16 protein-coding genes are annotated in these 21,662 nt (G+C 65.9%); 6 read left to right on the plus strand and 10 right to left on the minus strand.

All coding sequences use genetic code 11. From position 1 onward, the window contains the following. Nucleotides 1–83: 83 nt before the first annotated feature. From E5554_RS20645 to E5554_RS20665, 5 genes are all read left to right on the plus strand, one after another. Nucleotides 84–1,886, plus strand: coding sequence for an IlvD/Edd family dehydratase (locus E5554_RS20645; protein WP_010337622.1), 1,803 nt, complete (start codon nt 84–86; stop codon nt 1,884–1,886). A 158-nt stretch (nt 1,887–2,044) separates the two neighbouring features. After that, a complete protein-coding gene (locus E5554_RS20650; protein WP_136187928.1) occupies nt 2,045–3,622 on the plus strand; it encodes an aldehyde dehydrogenase (NADP(+)) in 1,578 nt (525 codons plus the stop codon). Next, nucleotides 3,619–4,599 carry an AraD1 family protein gene (gene araD1, locus E5554_RS20655; RefSeq protein WP_136187929.1) on the plus strand — a complete coding sequence of 327 codons (981 nt, stop codon included), beginning with the start codon at nt 3,619–3,621 and terminating at the stop codon, nt 4,597–4,599. Before E5554_RS20650 ends, araD1 begins: the two co-directional genes overlap by 4 nt. Then, nucleotides 4,596–5,519, plus strand: a complete 924-nt coding sequence (locus E5554_RS20660) for a Gfo/Idh/MocA family oxidoreductase (RefSeq protein ID WP_037509830.1) — start codon at nt 4,596–4,598, stop codon at nt 5,517–5,519. The genes araD1 and E5554_RS20660 overlap by 4 nt, the downstream gene beginning before the upstream one ends. Before the next feature lie 16 nt (nt 5,520–5,535). Further along, a complete protein-coding gene (locus E5554_RS20665) occupies nt 5,536–6,288 on the plus strand; it encodes an FCD domain-containing protein (RefSeq protein ID WP_004210963.1) in 753 nt (250 codons plus the stop codon). On the opposite strand, the gene E5554_RS20670 is transcribed toward E5554_RS20665, so the two are convergent. The 9 genes from E5554_RS20670 to E5554_RS20710 form a co-directional block, all read right to left on the minus strand. Further along, nucleotides 6,289–6,978, minus strand: coding sequence for a S8 family serine peptidase (locus E5554_RS20670; RefSeq protein WP_247594319.1), 690 nt, complete (start codon nt 6,976–6,978; stop codon nt 6,289–6,291). Then, the gene (locus tag E5554_RS20675; RefSeq protein WP_136187930.1) at nt 6,944–8,644 is read right to left on the minus strand and encodes an ABC transporter ATP-binding protein; all 1,701 of its coding nucleotides are present in this window, start codon (nt 8,642–8,644) and stop codon (nt 6,944–6,946) included. The genes E5554_RS20670 and E5554_RS20675 overlap by 35 nt, the downstream gene beginning before the upstream one ends. After that, the gene (locus E5554_RS20680) at nt 8,641–9,633 is read right to left on the minus strand and encodes a hypothetical protein (protein ID WP_136187931.1); all 993 of its coding nucleotides are present in this window, start codon (nt 9,631–9,633) and stop codon (nt 8,641–8,643) included. The genes E5554_RS20675 and E5554_RS20680 overlap by 4 nt, the downstream gene beginning before the upstream one ends. Nucleotides 9,634–9,736: 103 nt before the next feature. Continuing rightward, the gene (locus tag E5554_RS20685) at nt 9,737–10,828 is read right to left on the minus strand and encodes a hypothetical protein (RefSeq protein WP_136188430.1); all 1,092 of its coding nucleotides are present in this window, start codon (nt 10,826–10,828) and stop codon (nt 9,737–9,739) included. 8 nt (nt 10,829–10,836) lie between these two features. Beyond that, the gene (gene qhpC / locus E5554_RS20690; protein WP_136187932.1) at nt 10,837–11,217 is read right to left on the minus strand and encodes a quinohemoprotein amine dehydrogenase subunit gamma; all 381 of its coding nucleotides are present in this window, start codon (nt 11,215–11,217) and stop codon (nt 10,837–10,839) included. Continuing rightward, nucleotides 11,214–12,662 carry a quinohemoprotein amine dehydrogenase maturation protein gene (gene peaB, locus E5554_RS20695; protein WP_136187933.1) on the minus strand — a complete coding sequence of 483 codons (1,449 nt, stop codon included), beginning with the start codon at nt 12,660–12,662 and terminating at the stop codon, nt 11,214–11,216. The genes qhpC and peaB overlap by 4 nt, the downstream gene beginning before the upstream one ends. Continuing rightward, complete coding sequence (gene peaA / locus E5554_RS20700; protein WP_136187934.1) at nt 12,659–14,395, minus strand: quinohemoprotein amine dehydrogenase subunit alpha; 1,737 nt, start codon at nt 14,393–14,395, stop codon at nt 12,659–12,661. Before peaA ends, peaB begins: the two co-directional genes overlap by 4 nt. A 176-nt stretch (nt 14,396–14,571) precedes the next feature. Then, nucleotides 14,572–16,755 carry a molybdopterin cofactor-binding domain-containing protein gene (locus E5554_RS20705; protein ID WP_136187935.1) on the minus strand — a complete coding sequence of 728 codons (2,184 nt, stop codon included), beginning with the start codon at nt 16,753–16,755 and terminating at the stop codon, nt 14,572–14,574. After that, on the minus strand, nt 16,752–17,219 hold the full coding sequence (locus E5554_RS20710; RefSeq protein WP_004210954.1) for a (2Fe-2S)-binding protein: 468 nt from the start codon (nt 17,217–17,219) through the stop codon (nt 16,752–16,754). Before E5554_RS20710 ends, E5554_RS20705 begins: the two co-directional genes overlap by 4 nt. 188 nt (nt 17,220–17,407) lie before the next feature. On the opposite strand from E5554_RS20710, the gene E5554_RS20715 reads away from it, so the two are divergent. After that, the gene (locus E5554_RS20715; RefSeq protein ID WP_136187936.1) at nt 17,408–19,234 is read left to right on the plus strand and encodes a DUF885 domain-containing protein; all 1,827 of its coding nucleotides are present in this window, start codon (nt 17,408–17,410) and stop codon (nt 19,232–19,234) included. Between the two features lie 69 nt (nt 19,235–19,303). On the opposite strand, the gene E5554_RS20720 is transcribed toward E5554_RS20715, so the two are convergent. Continuing rightward, on the minus strand, nt 19,304–21,475 hold the full coding sequence (locus E5554_RS20720; RefSeq protein WP_136187937.1) for a TonB-dependent siderophore receptor: 2,172 nt from the start codon (nt 21,473–21,475) through the stop codon (nt 19,304–19,306). Nucleotides 21,476–21,662: the final 187 nt, after the last annotated feature.

Genomic DNA, 21,662 nt, shown 5'->3' on the forward strand with positions numbered 1-21,662 from the left:
CCTTGAAAAGTTATTTGTCTGAGTATATCGGAGAGGCAAGCGCGTCAACGTGCCAAGCCTTTTCAAAGTGTCAGGATGCCCACATGAGCGATTCGTCCAAGCCTACTCCCAAGCTGCGTAGCCGCGCCTGGTTCGACAACCCAGACAATATCGACATGACCTCGCTCTATCTGGAGCGCTACCTGAACTTCGGCCTCAGCCTCGAAGAGCTGCGCAGCGGCAAGCCGATCATCGGCATCGCCCAGACCGGCAGCGACCTGTCGCCCTGCAACCGCCATCACCTCGTGCTGGCCGAGCGTATGCGCGAAGGCATTCGCGAAATGGGCGGCATCGCCCTCGAATTCCCGGTCCATCCGATCCAGGAAACCGGCAAGCGCCCGACCGCCGGCCTTGACCGCAACCTCGCCTATCTGGGCCTGGTCGAAGCCATGTATGGCTATCCGCTCGACGGCGTGATCCTGACCAGCGGCTGCGACAAGACCACCCCGGCGCTGCTGATGGCCGCCGCCACCGTCAACATCCCGGCGATCGCTTTGTCGGTCGGCCCGATGCTCAATGGCTGGCACAAGGGCGAGCGCACCGGTTCGGGCACGATCGTGTGGCATGGCCGCCAGCTGCTGGCCGCCGGCAAGATCGACGATGAAGGCTTCATCAAGCTGGTCGCCTCGTCGGCTCCCTCGACCGGCTTCTGCAACACCATGGGCACCGCCAGCACCATGAACGCGCTCGCCGAAGCGCTGGGCATGATGCTGCCGGGCAGCGCGGCGATCCCCGCCCCCTATCGCGACCGTCAGGAAGCCGCCTATCGCACCGGCAAGCGCATCGTCGAAATGGTGCATGAGGATCTCAAGCCCTCTGACATCATGACGCTCGACGCCTTCCACAATGCCATCGTCGCCAACTCGGCGATCGGCGGCTCGACCAACGCGCCGATCCACCTGGCCGCCATCGCCCGCCACATGGGCGTCGACCTGCCGCTCAAGGATTGGGAAACCGTCGGTCACAAGGTGCCGCTGCTGGTCAACATGCAGCCGGCCGGCGAATATCTGGGCGAGGATTATTACCGCGCCGGCGGCCTGCCCGCCGTCATCAGCCAGCTGATCGACCAGGGCCTGATCAAGGAAGGCGCGATGACCGTCAATGGCAAGACCATGGGCGAGAATTGCAAGGGCGTGGAGATCGAGGATGAAAAGGTCATCCGTCCCTTCGGCCAGCCGCTCAAGCAGGAAGCCGGCTTCCTGGTGCTGACCGGCAACCTGTTCGACGAAGCGGTCATGAAGACCAGCGTCATCAGCGAAGAATTCCGCATGCGCTACCTGTCGAACCCCGACGATCCGGAAGCCTTTGAAGGCCCGGCGGTCGTGTTCGACGGTCCGGAAGATTATCACCACCGCATCGACGATCCGTCGGTCGGCATCACCGCCGACACGCTGCTGTTCATGCGTGGCGCCGGCCCGATCGGCTATCCGGGCGCGGCCGAGGTCGTGAACATGCGTCCGCCCGCCTACCTCATCACCGAAGGCGTGTCCGCCCTGCCCTGCATCGGCGATGGCCGTCAGTCGGGCACTTCGGGCAGCCCCTCGATCCTCAACGCTTCGCCCGAAGCGGCGGCGATGGGTGGCCTGGCGCTGCTGGAAACCGGCGACCGCGTCCGCATGGACCTGAAGGCCGGCGTGGTGAACGTGCTGATTTCCGACGAGGAACTGGAAGCCCGCCGCGCCAAGCTGATCGCCGAAGGTGGTTACAAATACCCCGCCTCGCAGACCCCCTGGCAGGAAATCCAGCGCTCGGTTGTCGGTCAGATGAACACCGGCGCGATCCTGGAAGGCGCGGAGAAATATCAGCGCATAGCCCAGACCATGGGCCTGCCGCGCGACAATCACTGATTTGGCATTGATCCGGTAAACGGCGCGTCATTCAAAGGAGGCAACAGGACGTAATTTCCATGCAGCGATGCTCGAAATTGCGTCCCCTCGTCCCCATCTGATGGGCGCGCCGTTCCGGCAAATATTACCCCCTTTCCACGACATTTCGGGAGATATCCATGTTCAACGGAGCCATTCTGGTCGGTGCTGCCGAGCGCACCGGTGGTGAGCCCTTCTTCGCGGTCGATCCGTCGACCGGCGCCAAGGGCGACGTCGCCTTCCACAACGCCTCGACCGCCGATGTCGCCGACGCCTGCGCGCTGGCCGACAGCGCGTTCGAGGGCTTCTCGACCCTGTCTCCCGAAACCCGCGCTTCCTTCCTGGAAGCCGTGGCCGACCAGATCATGGAAATCGGCGACCTGCTGATCACCACCGCCATGAGCGAAACCGGCCTGCCGCGTGGCCGCCTGGAGGGCGAGCGTGGCCGCACCGTCGGCCAGCTGCGCCTGTTCGCTTCCTATGTCCGTCAGGGTGACTGGCTCGACGTGACCATCGACAAGGCGCTACCGGAACGCACCCCGCTGCCCCGCAGCGACCTGCGCCGCGTCAACCATGCCGTCGGCCCGGTCGCCGTGTTCGGCGCCTCCAACTTCCCGCTCGCCTTCTCGGTCGCGGGCGGTGACACCGCATCGGCCTTCGCCGCCGGCTGCCCGGTCGTCGTGAAGGGCCACCCGGCCCACCCCGGCACCGGCGAACTGGTCGCCCGCGCCATTGCCGCCGCGGTCAAGGCCAGCGGCCTGCATGAAGGCGTCTTCTCCTACCTGCCCGGCACCACCAATGATCTGGGCGGCGCGCTGGTCGCCGACGCCCGCATCAAGGCGGTCGGCTTCACCGGTTCGCGCGGCGGCGGCATTGCGCTGATGAAGATCGCCGCCAACCGCGAAGAGCCGATCCCGGTCTATTCGGAAATGTCGTCGATCAACCCGGTCGTGCTGCTGCCGGGCGCGCTCGCTGCCCGCGCCGAAGCGCTGGGCACCGCCTTCGTCGGTTCGCTCAGCCTGTTCGCTGGCCAGTTCTGCACCAACCCCGGCATGGTGATCGCGCTCGACAGCCCCGATCTCGACCGTTTCGTCGCTTCGGCGGCAACGGCCCTGTCGGCCAATCAGCCCCATGTCATGCTGACGCCGGGCATCCACGCCGCCTATGAAAAGGGCGTCGCGGCGCTGGCCGGCGCGGAAGGCGTCACCACCGTGGCGCGCGGCGCCGAAGCCGAAGGCGTGAACCTGGCCCAGTCGGCCCTGTTCGCCACCAGCGGCGAACAGTTCCGCACCAACCCGGCGCTGTCGCATGAAGTGTTCGGTTCCTCGTCGATCCTGGTGAAGTGCGCCACGATCGAGGAAGTGATCGCCACCATCGCCCAGATGGAAGGTCAGCTGACCGCCACGCTGCAGATGGACGAAAGCGACAATGACAATGCCGCCAAGCTGCTGCCCACCCTGTCCCGCAAGGTCGGCCGCGTGCTCGCCAATGGCTGGCCGACCGGCGTCGAAGTGACCCATGCCATGGTCCATGGCGGTCCCTTCCCGTCGACCTCGGACGGCCGCACCACCTCGGTCGGCACGCTGGCCATGATGCGCTTCCTGCGTCCGGTCTGCTATCAGGACGTCGTCGACGCCGTGCTGCCGCCGGCGCTGAAGGCGGCCAACCCCTGGAAGCTCAACCGCCGCATGGAAGGCAAGCTGGAGCTGGCGCAGTGACCGTCATTTCGCTGGTTCAGTTCAAGGATGGCGACGCACGGGGCGTCGCCGCCATTGACGAAAACGGCGCGGCGAAGCGGGTGACGGGCGCAAGCTCCACCCGCCAGCTGGCGCTGGACGCGATCGCGGCGGGCCAGGGCCTGGCCGCCTTTGCGGAAGGCAAGCTGGGCGACGCGGTGGACCTGTCCGCCGTCACCCTGCTGTCGCCGATCGACCATGAGGATGCGGCGCATCTGCTGGTCGCCGGCACCGGGCTGACCCATCTTGGCTCGGCCGAAGGCCGCGACAAGATGCACAAGGCCGCCACCTCGGGCGACCTCACCGACTCCATGCGCATGTTCCTGATGGGCGTCGAAGGCGGCAAGCCCGCCGATGACGGCATCGGTGCGCAGCCCGAATGGTTCTACAAGGGCGACGGCCAGATCCTGGTCGATCCGGGCCAGGACTTCACCATGCCGGCCTTTGCCGAGGATGGTGGCGAGGAACCCGAAGTTGCCGGCATCTACCTGATCGACGCCGACGGCACGCCAGTGCGTCTGGGCTTTGCGATCGGCAATGAATTTTCCGATCACATCACCGAACGCGGCAATTATCTGTGGCTCGCCCACTCCAAGCTGCGCCAGGCCTCGCTCGGCCCGGAACTGCTGCTGGGTGACCTGCCGCAGGATCTGCGCGGCACCAGCCGCATCGTCCGCAATGGCGAGACGGTGTGGGAAAAGCCGTTCCTGTCGGGTGAGACCAACATGTCGCACACGATCGCGAACCTGGAACATCATCATTTCAAATATGGCCTGTTCCGCCGCCCCGGCGACATTCATGTCCATTTCTTCGGCACCGCCACCCTCTCCTTCTCCGATGGCTTCGCCACGCAGGAAGGCGATATGTTCGAGGTCGAGGCCAAGCCCTTCACCCTGCCGGTCCGCAATGGCCTCACGCGCGCAGCGGACGAGGGCAAGACCAAGGTAAAGGCGCTATGAGCATCAAGGCCGGCCTCGTAGGCTTGGGCAAGATCGCCCGCGACCAGCATCTGCCCGCGATCGCCAAGATCGACGGCATCGACCTGGTCGCCGTCGCCAGCCGCAACGCGCAGGGCGAAGGGGTAAATAATTATCCCGATCTCGGCGCGATGCTGGCGGGCGAGCCCGACATGGATGCCGTCATCCTGTGCCAGCCGCCGCAGGTCCGCTATCAGGCGGCCCGTCAGGCGATCTTGGCCGGCAAGCATGTCTTCCTGGAAAAGCCGCCGGGCGCGACCGTGTCGGAAGTGGACGCGCTGATCGCCCTGGCCAAGGCCAAGGGCGTCACCCTCTATGCCAGCTGGCACAGCCGCTATGCCGCCGCCGTGGCCCAGGCCAAGGACTGGATGGCGTCGCGCACGGTCGAGCGCATCTCGATCCAGTGGCGCGAGGATGTCCGTCACTGGCATCCAGGCCAGCCCTGGATCTGGGAAGCGGGCGGCTTTGGCGTGTTCGATCCGGGCATCAACGCCCTGTCGATCCTGACCGAAATCGTCGCCGAACCGATCACCCTGCTGTCGGCCGAACTGGAAGTGCCGTCGAACAAGCAGGCGCCGATCGGCGCGACGCTGGCGATGGCGACCGCTTCGGGCGCGCCGATCGACACCGTGTTCGACTGGCGCCAGACCGGTCCCCAGACCTGGGACATCGCGGTCGAAACCAGCAATGGCAAGCTGCTCCTGTCTGAAGGCGGCAACACGCTGACCCTGGACGGCGAAGTCCAGTTGAAGGCGCCGGACGAGGAATATCCGACCATGTATCGGCGCTTCGTCGGGCTGGTGGCGGACAAGGCGATCGACGCCGACACCGCGCCGCTGCGCCTGGTGGCCGACGCCTTCCTTTGTGGCCGGCATTGCCCTACGGCTGATTTTGAGGACTAAATTCAACGGAGGTAGAATGGGGAGCGAGCGCAAGGACGGACCGGAACGCAAGTTCGCGTCGGACGAAGGCTCGCTCCGCATTCACCAGGCGATCGCCCGCGACATGGGCACCGCCATCCTGACCGGCAGGCACAAGCCCGGCGACCTGTTCGAGGGCGAGATCGAGGCGTCCGAACGCCTTGGCGTATCGCGCACCGCCTATCGCGAGGCGATCCGCATCCTGATCGCCAAGGGCATGTTGGAAAGCCGCCCGAAGGCCGGCACCCGCGTCCTGCCGCGCGCGCGCTGGAACGTGCTCGACCCCGAAATGCTCGCCTGGATGTTCGCCGGCGAACCCGACCGCGCCTTCATCCGCGACCTGTTCGAGCTGCGCGGCGTGATCGAGCCGGCAGCGGCAGAATTTGCCGCGCGCCGCCGCACCGACGATCAGCTGGCGATCATGGACGCGGCGCTGGCCGAGATGGAACGCTATGGCCTGTCCACGCCGGAAGGGCGCGCCGCCGACCAGCGTTTCCACAATGCGATCCTGGCCGCGACCCATAATGACGCGCTGGAGGCGCTGGCCAGTTCGGTCGGCGCGGCGGTGAGTTGGACCACCACCTTCAAGCATCGCAAGAAGCTGTTGCCGCGCGATCCCCTGCCCGATCATCAGGCGGTGCATCGCGCCATCGCCGCGCGTGACACCGCGGCCGCGCGCAACGCCATGGCCGAACTGCTGCGCCTGGCCTTTGCCGACATGGATATTGCGCTCAGCGAACCGGGCGCCTGATCAACCGGCCTGTGCGCGGGCGCCGGCCGGCATCCATTGGGCCAGCCCCGCCCGCCCCTGCCGCGCGATCAGACCGGTCATGTTGGCGACAGCGAAACTGACACCATGAAGATTGCGGCGCTGCGCCACGCCGGGGATCGGCCGGGGATGGCCAGAGGCGAAGGCCAGCCCCGCCCGCAGCCGAAAATCGTCGCGCGGACACTCCCAGTCGAGGCCGACGCCCAGCACCATGTCCAGACTGCCGGGATAGCAGGGCGTGCCGTCATTATCGCGCGCCGCGACGATCAGTATGCCGGCCTCCAGCGCCCGTTCGGCCGCTGCCGCGAACGCCTCGCCATGGGCCGGATTGATCGTACCGAGGCTGAGGTTGATGAGGTCCACCCGTGCCACGACCGCCCGGTCGATCGCCGCGACCAGTGCCCGCGCCGTAGTGCTGAGCGCATCATGGAACACCCGGATCGGCAGGCAGAGCGCATCGGGCGCCTGATCCTGAATCGCGGCGGTGACGGCGGTGCCATGGCCCAGCCGGTCACCTGTGTCAGCTTCGCTGTCACCTCCATCCCTGGCGATGGCGAGGCCGGGCAATAGCCGGGCGGCGTCGATATGGGGATGGGCGGGATGGACGCCGCTGTCGATCACGGCGATGCGCAACGGATCAGGCATGGGCAGGCTCGGGCTGTTGCGCCACATGCGCCTGCCCGTCGGTGATCGTCACGATCCGGTCGGCGACCCGCGCCAGCGCCGGCTTGTGGGTGATGAGGATGATCGTCGCATCGGGCAGCGCACCGCGCAGCCGTTGCGCCACCAGCGCCTCGGTCTCGCCATCCAGCGCCGATGTCGGCTCGTCCAGGATCAGCACCGATGGCCGGCGCAGCAGCGCGCGGGCGATGACGATGCGCTGCCGCTCGCCCGCCGACAGCGCCAGCCCGCGCTCGCCGGTGCGGGTGTCCAGCCCCTCGGGCAGGCGCGCCAGGAATGCGTCCAGCCCGGCGGCATGGGCCGCCGCCTCGATATCCTCGATGCGCACATCCAGCAGGGCAAAGCCGATATTGGCGGCGATACTGCCGTTGAACAGCCAGGGCGACTGGTCGACCAGCATCACCTCGCGCCGCACATCGTCGAGCCGCAGGTCGCGCAGATCATGGCCGTCGAGCAAAATACATCCCGCGGTCGGATCGGCATGGCGCACCATCAGGTCGGCCATGGTCGACTTGCCGACGCCGCTCGGCCCCAGGATCGCGCAAATGCTGCCGGCGGATATGGTCAGGTCCATGTCGCGCAGCACCGGATCGCGATCATAGCGCATCGCCACCTGCTCGAAGCGGATGTCGCCGCGCACCCGGCCGATCGGCGCGGCATCGGCGCGCTCCTCGACTTCGGGGCGGGTATCGAACAGTTCGAAAATGCGACCCAGCGACACCCGCGCCGACGCCAGCCCCGAGGTCAGCCCCATCAGCGTCTGGATCGGCGACAAGAGCCGCATATGATAGGTCATGAAGGCGACGAGCGTGCCGATGCTCATGTCGCCCTCAATGATCCGCCAGCCGCCATAGAGGATCACGGCGGAGGTCGCCCCGGTCATCAGCGTGCCGGGCAGCGCCCCGGTCATGTAGGAGGCGAGCTGCATCCGCAGCATCGCGCCGACAAAGGCGTCATTCTTCGCCTTGAAGCGCCCGACCTCATGCTCGCCGGCGCGCAGCGCGGTGACCACGCGCATCCCCATCACCGTATCGACCAGCAGACTGCCGAGATCCGCGCCCCGCTCACGCATGTCGCGGGTCAGCGCGGTCAGCCGCCGCTGATAATGAGTGAAGGCGGCAAGGCTGGCCGGCACCAGCAGTATGCCGACCAGGAACAGCCGCCAGTCGAGCCAGAGCATCATCGCGACGCAGCCGATGAAGAAGAGCAGATTGCTGACCACCGAGAGCAAGGTGTCGGACGCGATCCGCTGCACGTCGCTCACATCGCTGTTCATGCGCGAGACGAGATCGCCCAGCCGGAAGCTCGCATAGAAGCGGGGCGAGAGCGTCTGGAGATGGCGCAGCAGCGCGGCCCGCATGTCATAGAGCATCGCCGCCGACAGCCGGACATAGCGATAGCTTGCGAGGATGTTGACGCCAAAGCCGAGTATCGTGACCGTAATCATGATGCCGGCGATCCGCCACAGCGCACCCATGTCCCGCCGCAGCAGCGCCTGATCGATCATCAGCTTGGACAGATAGGGCTGCGCCAGCCCCAGCGCGGTCGACAGCACACTGATCGCCAACACCAGCATCAGCCCGCGCCGATAGGGCCGGATATAGGGGAGCAGCCGGCGATAGCTGCGCCATTCGGCGACAGGCGCAGGCCCGTTCATGCCGCCACCCGCCGTGGCACCAGCCGCAGACCATGCAGCGCATATTGCGGCTCGGGCAGCTTTGCCAGCAGCCCGGTACACCAGCGATGCCCCTGCATCAGCGCCTCATGCTGGGTGCGCCACCAGTCGCCCCGGCCGCCATCGGCGTAAAATTGGGCACAGAGCAGCAGATGCCGGCGCATCGCCGCGATCAGCATCGCCTGATAATGGCCGAGCAAAGCGGCCCGGTCGCCGCCTGCCGCGATGCCCGTCAGCACCGCACTCGCCAATATCGCCTCGCGCACCGACTGGGCAGTACCGTCGCCGCAGATCGGATCGAAACCGATCGCCGCGGTGCCACAGGCCAGCCAGTCGTCGCCGACCAGCGGCAGATGCAGACGCGGCGCGGCGAGAAAGGGGCGCGACGACCCGCCGATCGGATCGACCACCGGCGCGATCAGCCGACTCTGTGCCAGCAGCGCGTCGATTTCGCCACCGACACCCAGCAACCACCCCTCGCCCCCGTTCGCCGGCACCAGGAACAGCCAGCCACTCTCGACCGCCTCGACCCGGCCTTCCTCGCGGCAGGCCGGGTCGCGCAGCCGCACGCGGGCAGCGACGGCATGGCGCTCGCCAAAGACGTGCAGTTCGCCCATCGGCAGCGGCGGCGCGGCATGGATGGTGAAATCGGGCGCAGCCATCGGCGCTGTCTCCGCCACCGCGAACGCGGCCTGCACCCGTTCTTCCGACGCCAGCACCGCCTCATGCGGCACCATCACCGGCGCCCCGCCCCAGGCGACCAGCCGGCGCCGCACGCGCGGCGCGTCCGCGAGCAGGTCCGGCCGCGCGAACAGCTCCCGCATCAACGCCAGCGCCGCCTCGCTCAACAACAGGCTGGGCACGGGCGGGCGATGGGCGGGCTCCTGTCCGACGCAAAGCCCCGCCCCTTTCAGCAGATGCGCGCAGGCATTGGCGGCCATCCCGCTACCCCGGATGGCCACGGACCTCATGCCCCCAACCCCCGTTCGTTTCGAGCGTGTCGAGAAACGGGCAAAATTGTGCTTCGCACTTCTCGACTTCGCTCGAAGCGAACGGAAAGTGAGCGTATTACTTTCACGGCACCGCCACCATGCCGGCGCCGGTCGCGTCATTGCCCAGATCCCAGGTCGCTTCCAGCTTCAGCGTCTTCGCGTCATAGACTTCGATGTCGAAGCTGGCGCCGTAGATATAGAGCTTGGCCCCATCCATCGACATGCCGAAGCGGAAGCGCGATCGGCAGGGGAACTCCGCCTTGTCGACCACCGCGTTGGTGGAAAGGTCCATGTGCCAGAATTCGCAGCGCTTCGATCCCAGCGTGCCGTTGGTCACGACGGTATAGGCCTGCTTGCCGTCTGGCGTGATTTCCAGGCCCGCCATGGCGGCCGGCGCCGGGCCGATCGGGGTGAAGTCGAACTGGCGGCTGTTGAGGTCGAACCGGGCCAGGCCGAACATTTTGCTGTGGATATAGGGGTCGGCCGCGTTGAACAGCGACACATATTGGCCGGGCGTCCGCAGCGTTTCGAGCGATCCGCCAAAGCCGACATTCTCCAGCCCCGTGCCTTCGGGCCGGGCGAGATCGATGCGGTCGGTGGCCTTCAGCGTCGCGGTGTCGATGACGATCACCTTCTCGCCAAAGGCATAAAGATATTTGCCGTCGCCCGACACCTTGAAGGCGACGCGAAAGCCGCCGATCGCCTTCTCGTCCTCCTTCTCGATCTCGGCGGTACGCACCAGCTTGCCGAGCTTCAGGTCGACCACGCCATAAAGCGGCTTGCTGACCTTGTAGCGGTCCATTTCCTTGTCGATCCTGGTGATGATCGTGTAGAAATAGCGGCCCGCCGGGTCCGCCACGCCGCCATAGAAGCGCACGCGATTGGGGCCGTCGTTCAGGCTGAACTTGCTCACCACCTGCCGGCTGGCGGCGTCGATCACCTCGATCCCGCTGGTGGTGATGGTCGACACATAGATGCGCTTGCCATCGTCCGACAGGCTCATGGCGGTCGGCAGGCCGGTATCCAGCTTGATCTTCTGCGTGACCGCGCCCTTGCCCTCGTCAAAGACCAGCAGGACGTCGGGATAGGCGCCCATGAACAGGGTCGCCGCATGGGTGGGGATGGTCGCCAGCGCGGCGAAGCCCGCCGTCAGGACAAAGCGGATTTTCTGCATCGCGCGCCTCATGGGAATACCAGGTCGAGATTGCGCCAGTCCTTGGTCGCGGTGGCGCAGTTGCTGGCCCAGTCGGGCGAATAATTCACATGGTCGGGCACCTGCACCGGCCAGAAGCAGGTGACGTAGCAGTCATAGATGTCGCGCTCGACCGGCTGGCACAGGCCCGCCGTGCCGCCGCCCGCATCCACTTCCCAGCCGGGCGAGAAGGACAGGGTACAGCCCATCGGCACATGCGGACGCGGCGCCTGTTGCAGGGCGACGACATCCTCCTCCATGTTGGATGGCGTGGTGCCAGACGCAGCAGCGGCCTCGCTCGCCGCCTCCATCTGCGTCACGGCGTCGTCGATCCGCCGCGCCTTTTTGTTGATGGCACGAAGATGCTTCATGACAGCCCCTTTCGTTCAGCGAAATGCTCGAGGAAGCCGGGATTCTTCACCGCCAGCTCGCCATAGATATGCAGGCAGGTATCGGTCCATTGCCGGATCCAGTCGCAATAATGGAGATTGGCATGGCCGGTGTCGCCATAGCGGACGAACGCCTCATGGTGGCAGCCGCCGGCGCAGAGCGGCCGCGCCCAGCAGCTCTGGCAATCATATTTGGCGCCGACATGGCCCCGGCTCAGGAAATCGCCCTGCTTGGCCCGGTCGATGCCGCTCGAAACATGGCCCATCACATGGGTGTCGGCGTCGGTGAAGCGGTGGCAAGGCGACAGGTCGCCCGACGGGCTGACCCCCATCAGCCCCATGCCCGCGCCGCAGGGATGCGATTTGTTGACGCCCGAAATCAGCTCGCTGATGGTCTCGCTGACATTGGTGAAGCCATGGACCTGCCCGCGCAGCGCATATTCCAGCCATTCGCGCGCCAGCAGGTTGAACTGCGCCAGCACGCTGTCCATGCCGTCGGCATCGATCGAATAGGCCCGCGTCTCGCCTGTGGTCACCGGTGCGAAGCCGACCTCGTGAAAACCCAGATCATCCTTCAGATGGCGGAAGATGCGCACGACATCGGTCACGCCCTCGGTCAGGGTGACGCGCGCGGTGACGGCGCGGGTGCGATGATGGGCGATCAGCGTGCGCAGCCGCGGCTCGATCACCGCATAGCTGCCCTTGCCATTCTTGTAGACGCGATGCTTGTCCTGCAACTCCGGCGGGCCATCCATCGACACGGTCACGCCGACCCGATTGTCCGACAGGAAGGTGACGATCTCCGGCGTCAGCAAGGTCGCATTGGTGGTGAGGCTATAGGTGATCCCCTTGCCCGCTGCCGCCGTCGCGCCATTGGCATAATCGACCACATCGCGCAGAAGCTTGAAATTCATCAAGGTTTCACCACCGAAGAAGGTGATGTGGACCGACGGACGATGGGCCGCCTCGGTGATCAGCAGGTCGACCGACGCCTTCGCCGTGTCCAGCGTCATATATTTGGGCTTGCCGGCCGGGGTCGCGATCTTGTCCGCGCCAAATTCATAGCAATAGGTGCAGGCAAGGTTGCATTGGTTGGTGATGTTGAGCACCAGCGCCTGCAACGGGAAATCGGCCGGCGGCGCTTCGGGCACCGACACCGGCGCCGCGCCCAGATGGATCAGCTGCACCGCGCGCAATTCACGCACCAGCGCCTCCGCCTCGGCCAGGTCGCCATCTTCGCCGGCCAGTTCGCGGACCAGCGCGGCATGGCCCAGTTCCTGCCCGTCGATCCGGTCCAGCACATCCTGCACCTGCACATCGATCTCGAAAATCGCGCCGGCGCTCACCAGATAGACGAAGTCGCTGCCGCCGGCGGCAAAGCCATGATATTCGGCGCGGCGATAGGCGGGGGCCTGCATGACGGTCATCGCGACACCTCCGGCTGGTCGAAGCGCTGATACATGGGCACGGTCACGACCAGATAGGACCGCGCGCTCAGGGGCTTGCCGAATTTGTCCTTTTCCGCCTTCGCCGTGGCGACGACCCAGACCTCGCCATAATTGTTGCGGCTGAACCGGCGCTCGGGATTGGGGCCTTCCAGCCCCGGCGTGAAGAAGGCGGTGGGGCTCAGCGCCCCCACATATTTCATGTCGTCATCATAATAGACCGACATGAATTCCTGCATCGACCAGGTCGCGTCGACCGGGCCGATGGCTACGTCGTCGCTCGTGTTCGGCTTGCCATCCAGGCCATTGTCGTAACCGATCGCCTCGAACTGCTGGTATCCCTTGGCGAACTTGGTGCCGCCCAGCCGCGCCAGGCTCGTTTCCGGCGTGACCTTGAGATAATCGACCTTGCGATAGACCGGGAACGCCTTTTCCAGCACCGCGCCGCCAATGCCGACATCGCGCTGGCCGGCGGGCGCGCTGGCCGCGACATCGACGCTCAGCACCGCCTTGCCCGGCGTCGCCGACACGACCCTGGCGACGGTAACGCCCGCGCCCAGATCGACGTCCGCCGCCGTCAGCGAGGCGGGCAGATTATGGCCCCAGATGGTGACATCGACGCCCTTCGCCCCGGCCTTCACCGCGCCCGGCGTCACCGCCAGGATCGCGGGTGCCGCGGTCGCGCGGACCAGCTTCACATCATAGCCGAATTCCTGATATTCGCCCCAGAACCAGCGCCCTTCGGCGCGCTGCTGGTCGGGTGCGAACCACATGGTCTCGCGCGCCGGACTGCCCAGATCATCGGGCTTGCCCGGCGTCGCGCTGCCCTTGGACGAGCCGCGCCAGCTATAGCCGGAATAGACGAGGCCGGTGCCGCTGCGGCTGATGGTCGCGCCATTGCTTAGTGAGGTGAGCGACGCACTGGTCTTGAACTCGTCGGCCGCCGCGCCCGGCGCCACCGTCATCGTGCCGACGAAGCGGCCCTGCCCCGGCACCGACGCCACCACCAGCCAGTCACCCGCCAGCCGCGGCGCGCGCAGGCGCGAGCTCCAGGCGGCCCATTCGGACGTATGCAGCCCCGCCACCTTGGGGAGATAGGTCAGCGCATATTCGCCGCGCGTCATCTTGTCCTTGGGGTCGCGGCCGGCGGGCTGCTCGCTATCCTCGGCTGGGCGGCGATATTGGGCGTCGGCCTGCGAATAGAGGGCGACGTGCAGATCCTGCAGCGTCTTCCATTCCAGTTTCGACCGGCGCCAGGACAGGGGCTGGGCAAAGGCATGGCAACTGGCGCAGGCGCCGCGCATCGTCTCGTTGGGCAGCACTTCGTCGATGATCCGCTTTTCGGGCAGATACATGACCGGCCGCGCCTCCTCCGGCGCCAGCCCGTGCGAGGCGGAGAGCGACTTGATGACCGCGCGCGATTCCTCGGGGGTGATCCCCAGACCGTTCAAGCGCACCATCCGCTTGATCGCCTGCGCCCAGCCCTCCGGCGTGGTGCGCACCCAGCTGATGCGGGACAGGTTGCCCTTGGCATCGGGGGCGTGACAGCTGCCGCATTTTTCCTGGACCAGCGGATCGGTGACGGGGATGCCCTCCTCCGTCTCCTTCATCGTCGCGCCGTCGGGACCGCCATCGGCCCCGCTACCCCCTTGGGCCAGCACAACCGACGCAGAGAACAACGCCAACAGACCGAACTTCACCGGAAGCTGCTTCACCCTGATGTCCCCCTTTGGCGTCCGGTCTTTTGCCCTGGACGCGGCCCAATCTCAGGCGGGGGCTTTTTTGCCCCTCTGACCGGCATGACGGATGACGCCATGTCGATCCGCCATCAGATTCTTGACGATCATCAAGATTTTTCAGACCAAGTAAAGAGGGGGTCGGAAAACAGGGTTCAGGCGAACATCTCCGGCACGATCGGCAGGGTGCGGATGCGCTTGCCGGTGGCCGCGTGCAGCGCATTGACCAGCGCCGGGATCACCGGGGGCAGCGCCGGTTCGCCCATGCCGGTCGGCGGATAATCGGTCTTCACGAACTCGACGATGATCTGCGGCGTATCGGGGATGCGCTGCAGCGGATGGGTGTCGAAATTGGCCTGCTCGACAGCCCCCGCCACCTGCGTGATCTTCTGCCCGGCCAGCGCCTGGCCCAGCCCCTCGATCACCGACCCCTGCGCCTGGTGCAGCGCATTCATCGGGTTGATGATCTGGCTGCCGGCATCGCCCGCGACCCACACGGTCGCGACCTTCGGCATGCCATCGACCAGCGCCACCTCCAGCACCTCGGCGAAATAGCCCATATGGCTATAGTAAAAGGCAAAGCCCTTGCCCCGCCCCTTGGGTAATTTCCCGCGATCGGCCCAGCCGCTCATCGCCACCACCTTCTCGACCACGCCCCTGGCGCGGCCGGTGACGAAGGGCGGCGCATTGGGGCCGCGCGGCAGTTCGCGCGGGTCGCCCAGCAATTCCAGCATCAGCGTCGGCAGATCCTTGCCCGCCGCCTGGGCCACTTCGTCCAGGAAGGCCTGGGTGACGAAGGCCAGCGCATTGGAGCCGGGCGCGCGCAGCCAGCCGGTCGGCATGTTGGAGCTGAGGAAACTCTGTTCCAGCAGCACCGTGTCGATCAGGCCGGCGGGGATTTCGGTCGCCGGCATCTCGGCCGACCGCACCGGCTTGCCGTCCTTGCCGAAAGTCACGAAATGATCGTGGAAGGCGGTCAGCTTGCCCGCCTTGTCGAGCGCCGCGCGAAACCCGTGCCAGCCGGCCGGACGATAGAAATCCCGCTGCATATCCTGCTGCCGGCTATAAAGCAGCTTCACCGGCACGCCCGGCACTTGCGCCGCGATCGCCGCCGCCTGCACCATATAATCATTCATCAGCCGTCGACCGAAGCCGCCGCCGATGCGGGTGAAATTGATGCGGATTTTCTCCGGCGGCAGGTTCAGCGCCTTGGCCACCAGCCCGCGCCCGCTTTCCGGATTCTGCGTCGGCGCCCAGATTTCGATCGCCCCATCCTTGAACAAGGCGGTGCAGTTCTGCGGTTCCAGCGTCCCATGCGCCAGGAACGGATAGTCATAGCGCGCGCTGACCGTCTTTGCCGCAGCGGCAAAGGCCCCATCGACATCACCGGCACGGACGATGTCTCCGTCGGCTTTGCCCTTCAGCCGCTCGGCCGCCTGCGTGGCATAGCCCTCGGTCGAAAAGCCGCTCACCGCGCGCATATCCCATTCGACCTTCAGCGCCTCACGCGCCTGATTGGCGCTCCACCAGCTTGTCGACAGGATGGCGACGCCGTCGAACAGCGATTCCGGCGTGCCATCGCCCTTGATCGTCAGCACATGGGCCACGCCGGGCAGTGCCTTCACTTCGTCCAGATTGGCCGATTGGAACGTCCCGCCAAAGGCCGGGCAGGTTTCGAGCACGGCATAGAGCATGCCGGGCAGCTTGAAATCGATCCCGAACAAGGGCTTGCCCGCAACGATCGCGGGCGTGTCGACGCCGCCGATCGACTGGCCGATGATGCGGAAATCCTTGGGGTCTTTCAGCGTCAATGTCGCCGGATCGGGCGCCGGCTGCTGCGCGGCAGCAGCGGCGAGCGCGGCATAGCTGATGCTCCTGCCCGACGCCGGATCGCTCACCTTGCCGCTGCCGGTCTTCAGCGTCGCGGGCGCCACGCCCCATTGTTGCGCCGCCGCCGCGACCAGCATCGCGCGCGCTGCCGCCCCGGCCTTGCGCGTCGGCAGCCATTCGCGCGGCGTCGTGCGACTGCCGCCGGCCGTCTGCCCGCCGAAAATCTTCTGGTCGGCATGGGTCTGCTCGATCGTCACCTGCGCCCAGTCGACGTCCAGTTTCTCGGCGATCAGCATCGGCAGCATGGTCTTGGCGCCCTGCCCGATCTCGGCATTTTTCGCGCCGATGATGACGCGATTGTCGGGCAGGATGCGCACGAAGGCGGTCAATATCTGCGGCGCACCCTCGGCCGCGCCCACCAGCGGGATGTTGAGATCGAACAGCAAACCACCGCCCGCAACCAGCGAGGCGCTCAGGAAGCGGCGGCGCGACAGGATCGGCGCGTTCATGCCTTCGCTCCCGCCCTGGCCGCATCCTTGATCGCGGCGCGGATACGGACATAGGTGGAGCAGCGGCAGAGATTGCCCATCATCGCCGCATCGATGTCCTCGTCACTGGGATCGGGCGTGGTCGCCAGCAGCGCGCTCGCGCTCATGATCTGCCCGGCCTGGCAATAGCCGCATTGCGGCACGTCCAGCTTGACCCAGGCATCGGATATCCGCTTGCCCGCATCGCTCTGCGCCACCGCCTCGATCGTGGTGATCGCCATGCCCTGCGCCTCGCCGATCGGCGTCTGGCAGGCCCGCGCCGGGCTGCCGTCGATATGGACGGTGCAGGCGCCGCACAGCCCCGCGCCACAACCGAACTTGGTGCCGACCATGTCCAGATCCTCGCGCAGCGCCCACAGCAAAGGCTTGGCCGGATCGGCCTCCACCGTGCGCGTCTGTCCATTGACCTTGAGACTGATCGCCATCGCCCTACCCCCGCTCAACCTATGATCGTCGCGCGCAAAATAGATGGCAGAAAGGCACGGCCTGTCCAGAGGCTTCGAGGACGGCCGCCCAAGCCCCGGAAAAGCGATCGCTTTCGCATGGCCCGGCTTGACTTGGCGCCCGCGCGCCTGTCTCTCCCTGTCCATCCCTATTCGCGACAGGAATTGCCATGACCGTCCGTATCTCGCTCGCGCTGCTCCTTGCCCTCGGCGCCTCCGCCCCGATCCTGGCCCAAGCCCCAACCGCGTCCCCAACCACGGCGACCGCTCAGGAAGACAAGGCGCTGCTCGCCTTCCTCGACCAGGCGTTCGACCAGCAACTGGCGCTCAGCCCGGAATCGATGACCAGCCTTGGCCTCAAGACCGACTATGGCAAGCTGGACGATTATAGCGAACGGGCCGACGCCCGCAGCCTGGCGCTGCAGGAACAGCAGCTTGCCGAACTGCATCGCCGCTTCTCGCCCGAACGGCTCGGCCCTTCCGCGCGCCTCAGCTATCGTCTGTTCGAAGCGCAGGTAGCGACGTCGAAGCAGCAGGCGCCCTTCGCCAAATATGCCTTTCCCGTGTCCACCAATGGCAGCCCGGCCGGCAATATCCCAGTCTTCCTGATCAACGAGCATCGCGTCGACAGCGTCGCCGATGCCCAGGCCTATATTGCCCGCCTGCGCGACAGCGAGCGGGTGATGAACGAGGTCGCGACCAAGATGCGCGACCAGGCCGCACAGGGCATCGTCCCGCCCAAGATGGTGTTCGCCCCTGCCCGCGCCGACGCGAAGAAGGTGATCAGCGGCGCCCCCTTCGATCAGGGGCCGGACTCCACCCTGTTCGCCGATTTCAAGAAGAAGGTCGGCGCGCTCAAGGCATCGGACGCGGAGAAGGCCAAGCTGATCGCGGACGCACAGGCCGCGCTGACCGGCCCCTTCGCCAAGGGCTTCCAGACCCTGTTCGCCGCGCTCGATGCGATCGAGCCCAAGGCCAAGGGCAATGACGGCGCCTGGAGCCTGCCGGGTGGCGAGGCCTATTATAACGCCCGCCTCGCCTTCTACACCACCACCAGCCTCAACGCCGACCAGATCCACCAGATCGGCCTCGATCAGGTCAAGGCGATCCGGGCGGAGATGGAGGCGGTAAAGGCGCGGATCGGCTTTGCCGGATCGCTGACCGATTTCTTCCAGGCGCTGCGCACCGATCCCAAGTTCAAATATCCCAATGATGCCGCCGGCCGCGAAGCCTATCTGGCCGATGCCCGCGCCGCCATCGCCCAGACCATGGATGCCGCGCCGCGCTTCTTCCGCGTCCTGCCCAAGGCGAAGCTGGAGGTGCGCGCGGTCGAGGCTTGGCGGCAGGAAACTGCCTCGGTCGCCTTCTACAACCAACCCGCGCCCGACGGATCGCGCCCCGGCATCTTCTACGTCAACCTCGCCGACATGAATCAGGTGCAAAAGCCCCAGGTCGCGGCGATCGCCCATCATGAAGGCGCGCCGGGCCATCATTTCCAGATCGCCCGCGCGCAGGAACTGCCCGACCTGCCCAAATTCCGCCGCTTCGGCTATTATGGCGCCTATACCGAAGGCTGGGGCCTCTATAGCGAGCGCCTGGCCAAGGAAATGGGCGCCTATCAGGATCCCTATTCGGAATTCGGCATGCTCTCGCTGCAGATGTGGCGCGCGATCCGCCTGGTCACCGACACCGGCATGCACGCCAAGCGCTGGACGCGCGAACAGGCGATCCAGTATTTCCGCGACAATGCGCCCCTGTCGGAACGCGACATCGTCAAGGAAGTCGATCGCTACATCAACAATCCGGGCCAGGCGACCAGCTACATGATCGGCCAGATCCGCATCGCCCAGTTGCGCAAGGAAGCCGAGCAGGCGCTGGGCCCCAAGTTCGACATTCGCGACTTCCATGAAGTGGTGCTGGCCAATGGCGCCCTGCCGCTCGACGTGCTGGGCGAACAGGTCCAGGCCTATATCGCCGCCACCAAGGCCAAGGGCTGAACCAGCCTACGCACCCGGCTTGTCCCGCCAGCAGGGGGCAAGCCGGGTAAAGGCGGCGCTCCCCTGCCCTTACAGCGTGCCGCGCAGGGTGAACTTCACCGCACGGGGTTCGCCGTAGCGGGCGCTGCCGAGATAGAGGCCCGAATAATAGGTCTTGTCGAAGATATTCTCGACATGGACCGACAGCGAGAGATGGTCGGTGAAGCGATAATTGGCGAGCAGGTCGACCACCGCCAGGCTGCCCTGGCTGTAGGTTTCGCCATTCGGCCCTTCGCCATCGGCCGTGGTCTTGCCCTGCCACTCGACATTGCCGCCGATCGTCAGCGCGCTGAAATTGCCGGGCAGCGTATAGGCGCTGAACATCTTGAAGCTGTTCTTGGCGATCTGCGGCATCTGGCGCACGCCGTCGCGATCTTCCGCACGAGCATTGGCAAAGCCGCCGGCGATCCGCCAGCCGGGCAGGATTTCGCCCTTCACCTCCAGTTCGAAGCCCGACGACTTCATGCCCGACACCGCATGATAGGCCGAACTGCCATCGGGCGCGAAAATGCCGGGGCCGTCGGCCAGGGCATAATTATCCTGCTGCATCTTAAACACGGCGGCGGTGGCGCTAAGGCGGCCATCGAGGAAGTCGGCCTTGAGGCCGGCTTCATAGGTATTGCCTTCGAGCGGGGCGATGACGTCGCCATCGACGGTGCGCGATGTTTGCGGCGTGAACACGCTGGCATAGCTGACATAGGCCGAGAGGGTCTTGGTAAAGTCCAGCACCAGCCCGGCATAAGGGGTGAAGACCGCCTTTTCATCGACCACCGGGCTCCAGACCTTGGGGCCGGTGACGTCCTGCGCATAGCTGTCCTGCTTCCACCAGGTGAGGCGGCCGCCGGCGATGATCGAGAGCGGGCCGATCGGCTTCAGCCGGGCGACACCGGCGAGCGAACTGGTCTCGATCCGGTTGCCGGCGGTGCCGCCCGATGGCGTCAGGTCGGGCTTGGCCACGTCGCCGGTCGGGAAATAGCTATAGGCATTGATCGGATACATATAGTCGCTGCCACCCCACCAGCCGGGATAGGGCGTCTGGTCATCGTCGAAACGGGTGTGGCTCACGGTCAGGGCGACATGCTGTTCCTGGCCCAGCGCCTCGAACGCGCCGCGCAGATTGGCATAGACCGCGTCGAGCGTCAGGTCCGACGCCCAGCGGGTGGCGTAGAAGGTGCCGCCATCACCGGTTTCCTTGTCGATCGCGGTGCCGAAATAATAGCCGATCGTCTCGTCATAGGAGCCAGACTTGTGCTCGGCATCGACCTGCAAATGCCAGTTGGCGTCGAAATCATGGGCGATCGAGGCGAAGATGTTGACGCTCTTGCGGCTGAAGTCGGACCAGTCGGCACCGCCATTGGTGGAGCGGGCGAAATCGGTCTTCGTGCCGTCGGTGAAGAAGAGCGGCACGCCGCCGCGCGAGGCGCCTTCGTTGCGGAAATTCTGATATTCGATGCCGGCGGTCAGCAGCGTGCTGGGGCCAAGATCGGCCTCGATCACGCCATAGAGCGCCTGGCGCTTGGCATGTTCGCGGTCGATGAAAGTATCATTATCCTGCCAGGCGCCGGCGACGCGGGCGCGGATATGGCCGCTGGCGGTCAGCGCGCCGCCGATATCGCCTTCCAGCCGGTACTTGTCCCAGGAGCCGATGGTCGCCGCGATCGTGGCGCTCAGGTCCGCGCCGGGGCGCTTGCGGATCATGTTGATCGCCGCCGACGGCTCGCCGGTGCCGGTCATCATGCCGGCCGAACCGCGGATCACCTCTATCCGGTCATAGGCGATCATGTCGGCGGTATCTTCGGTGAAGCCATAGATGTTGGACGGTCGGGCGACGCCGTCGACCAGATAATTCTGCACCGCAAAGCCGCGCGCGGTATAGTTGGTGCCGTCGGTGCCGAGCGCGCTGGAGCGGTTGGTCTGGATGCCGACGATCTGCTGCATCACTTCGGAAATGTCGGTCAGCCCCTGTTCCTGCATGCGCAGGCTGTCGAGGCTGGTGACCGACTGGGGCGTTTCGCGGGCGGTGAGGTTGAGGCCGTTGGTCTCATTCTGGCCGGTGACGACAATGGAGTCCGGGGCGGGCGCGTTTGCATCAGGCTCGTCCGCTGGCGCCTGGGCCTGGGCGCCGGTGTTAGCCAGCAGCAAGCAGGCAGCGATCGACGCCGCGCCGTAGCGGACGAAATTCTTCTTCGATGCAAAGGACATAAGGCACTTCCCCCATATTTCGCCATGCCCTGAACATGGCGCCCTGGATGTTGGGGCGGCGCTTTAATGCGATTGATTTGCAAATGCAATGATTCGGAAACAAGCTGATGCGAAATATGCGTCGGGGCGCAATATGGCGCTATCGATCAGTCATATTGGCTGCCGGGACAGCTCCGGCCGTTGCTTT

The sequence above is a fragment of the Sphingobium sp. PAMC28499 genome, from assembly GCF_004795815.1.
GTDB lineage: Bacteria > Pseudomonadota > Alphaproteobacteria > Sphingomonadales > Sphingomonadaceae > Sphingobium > Sphingobium yanoikuyae.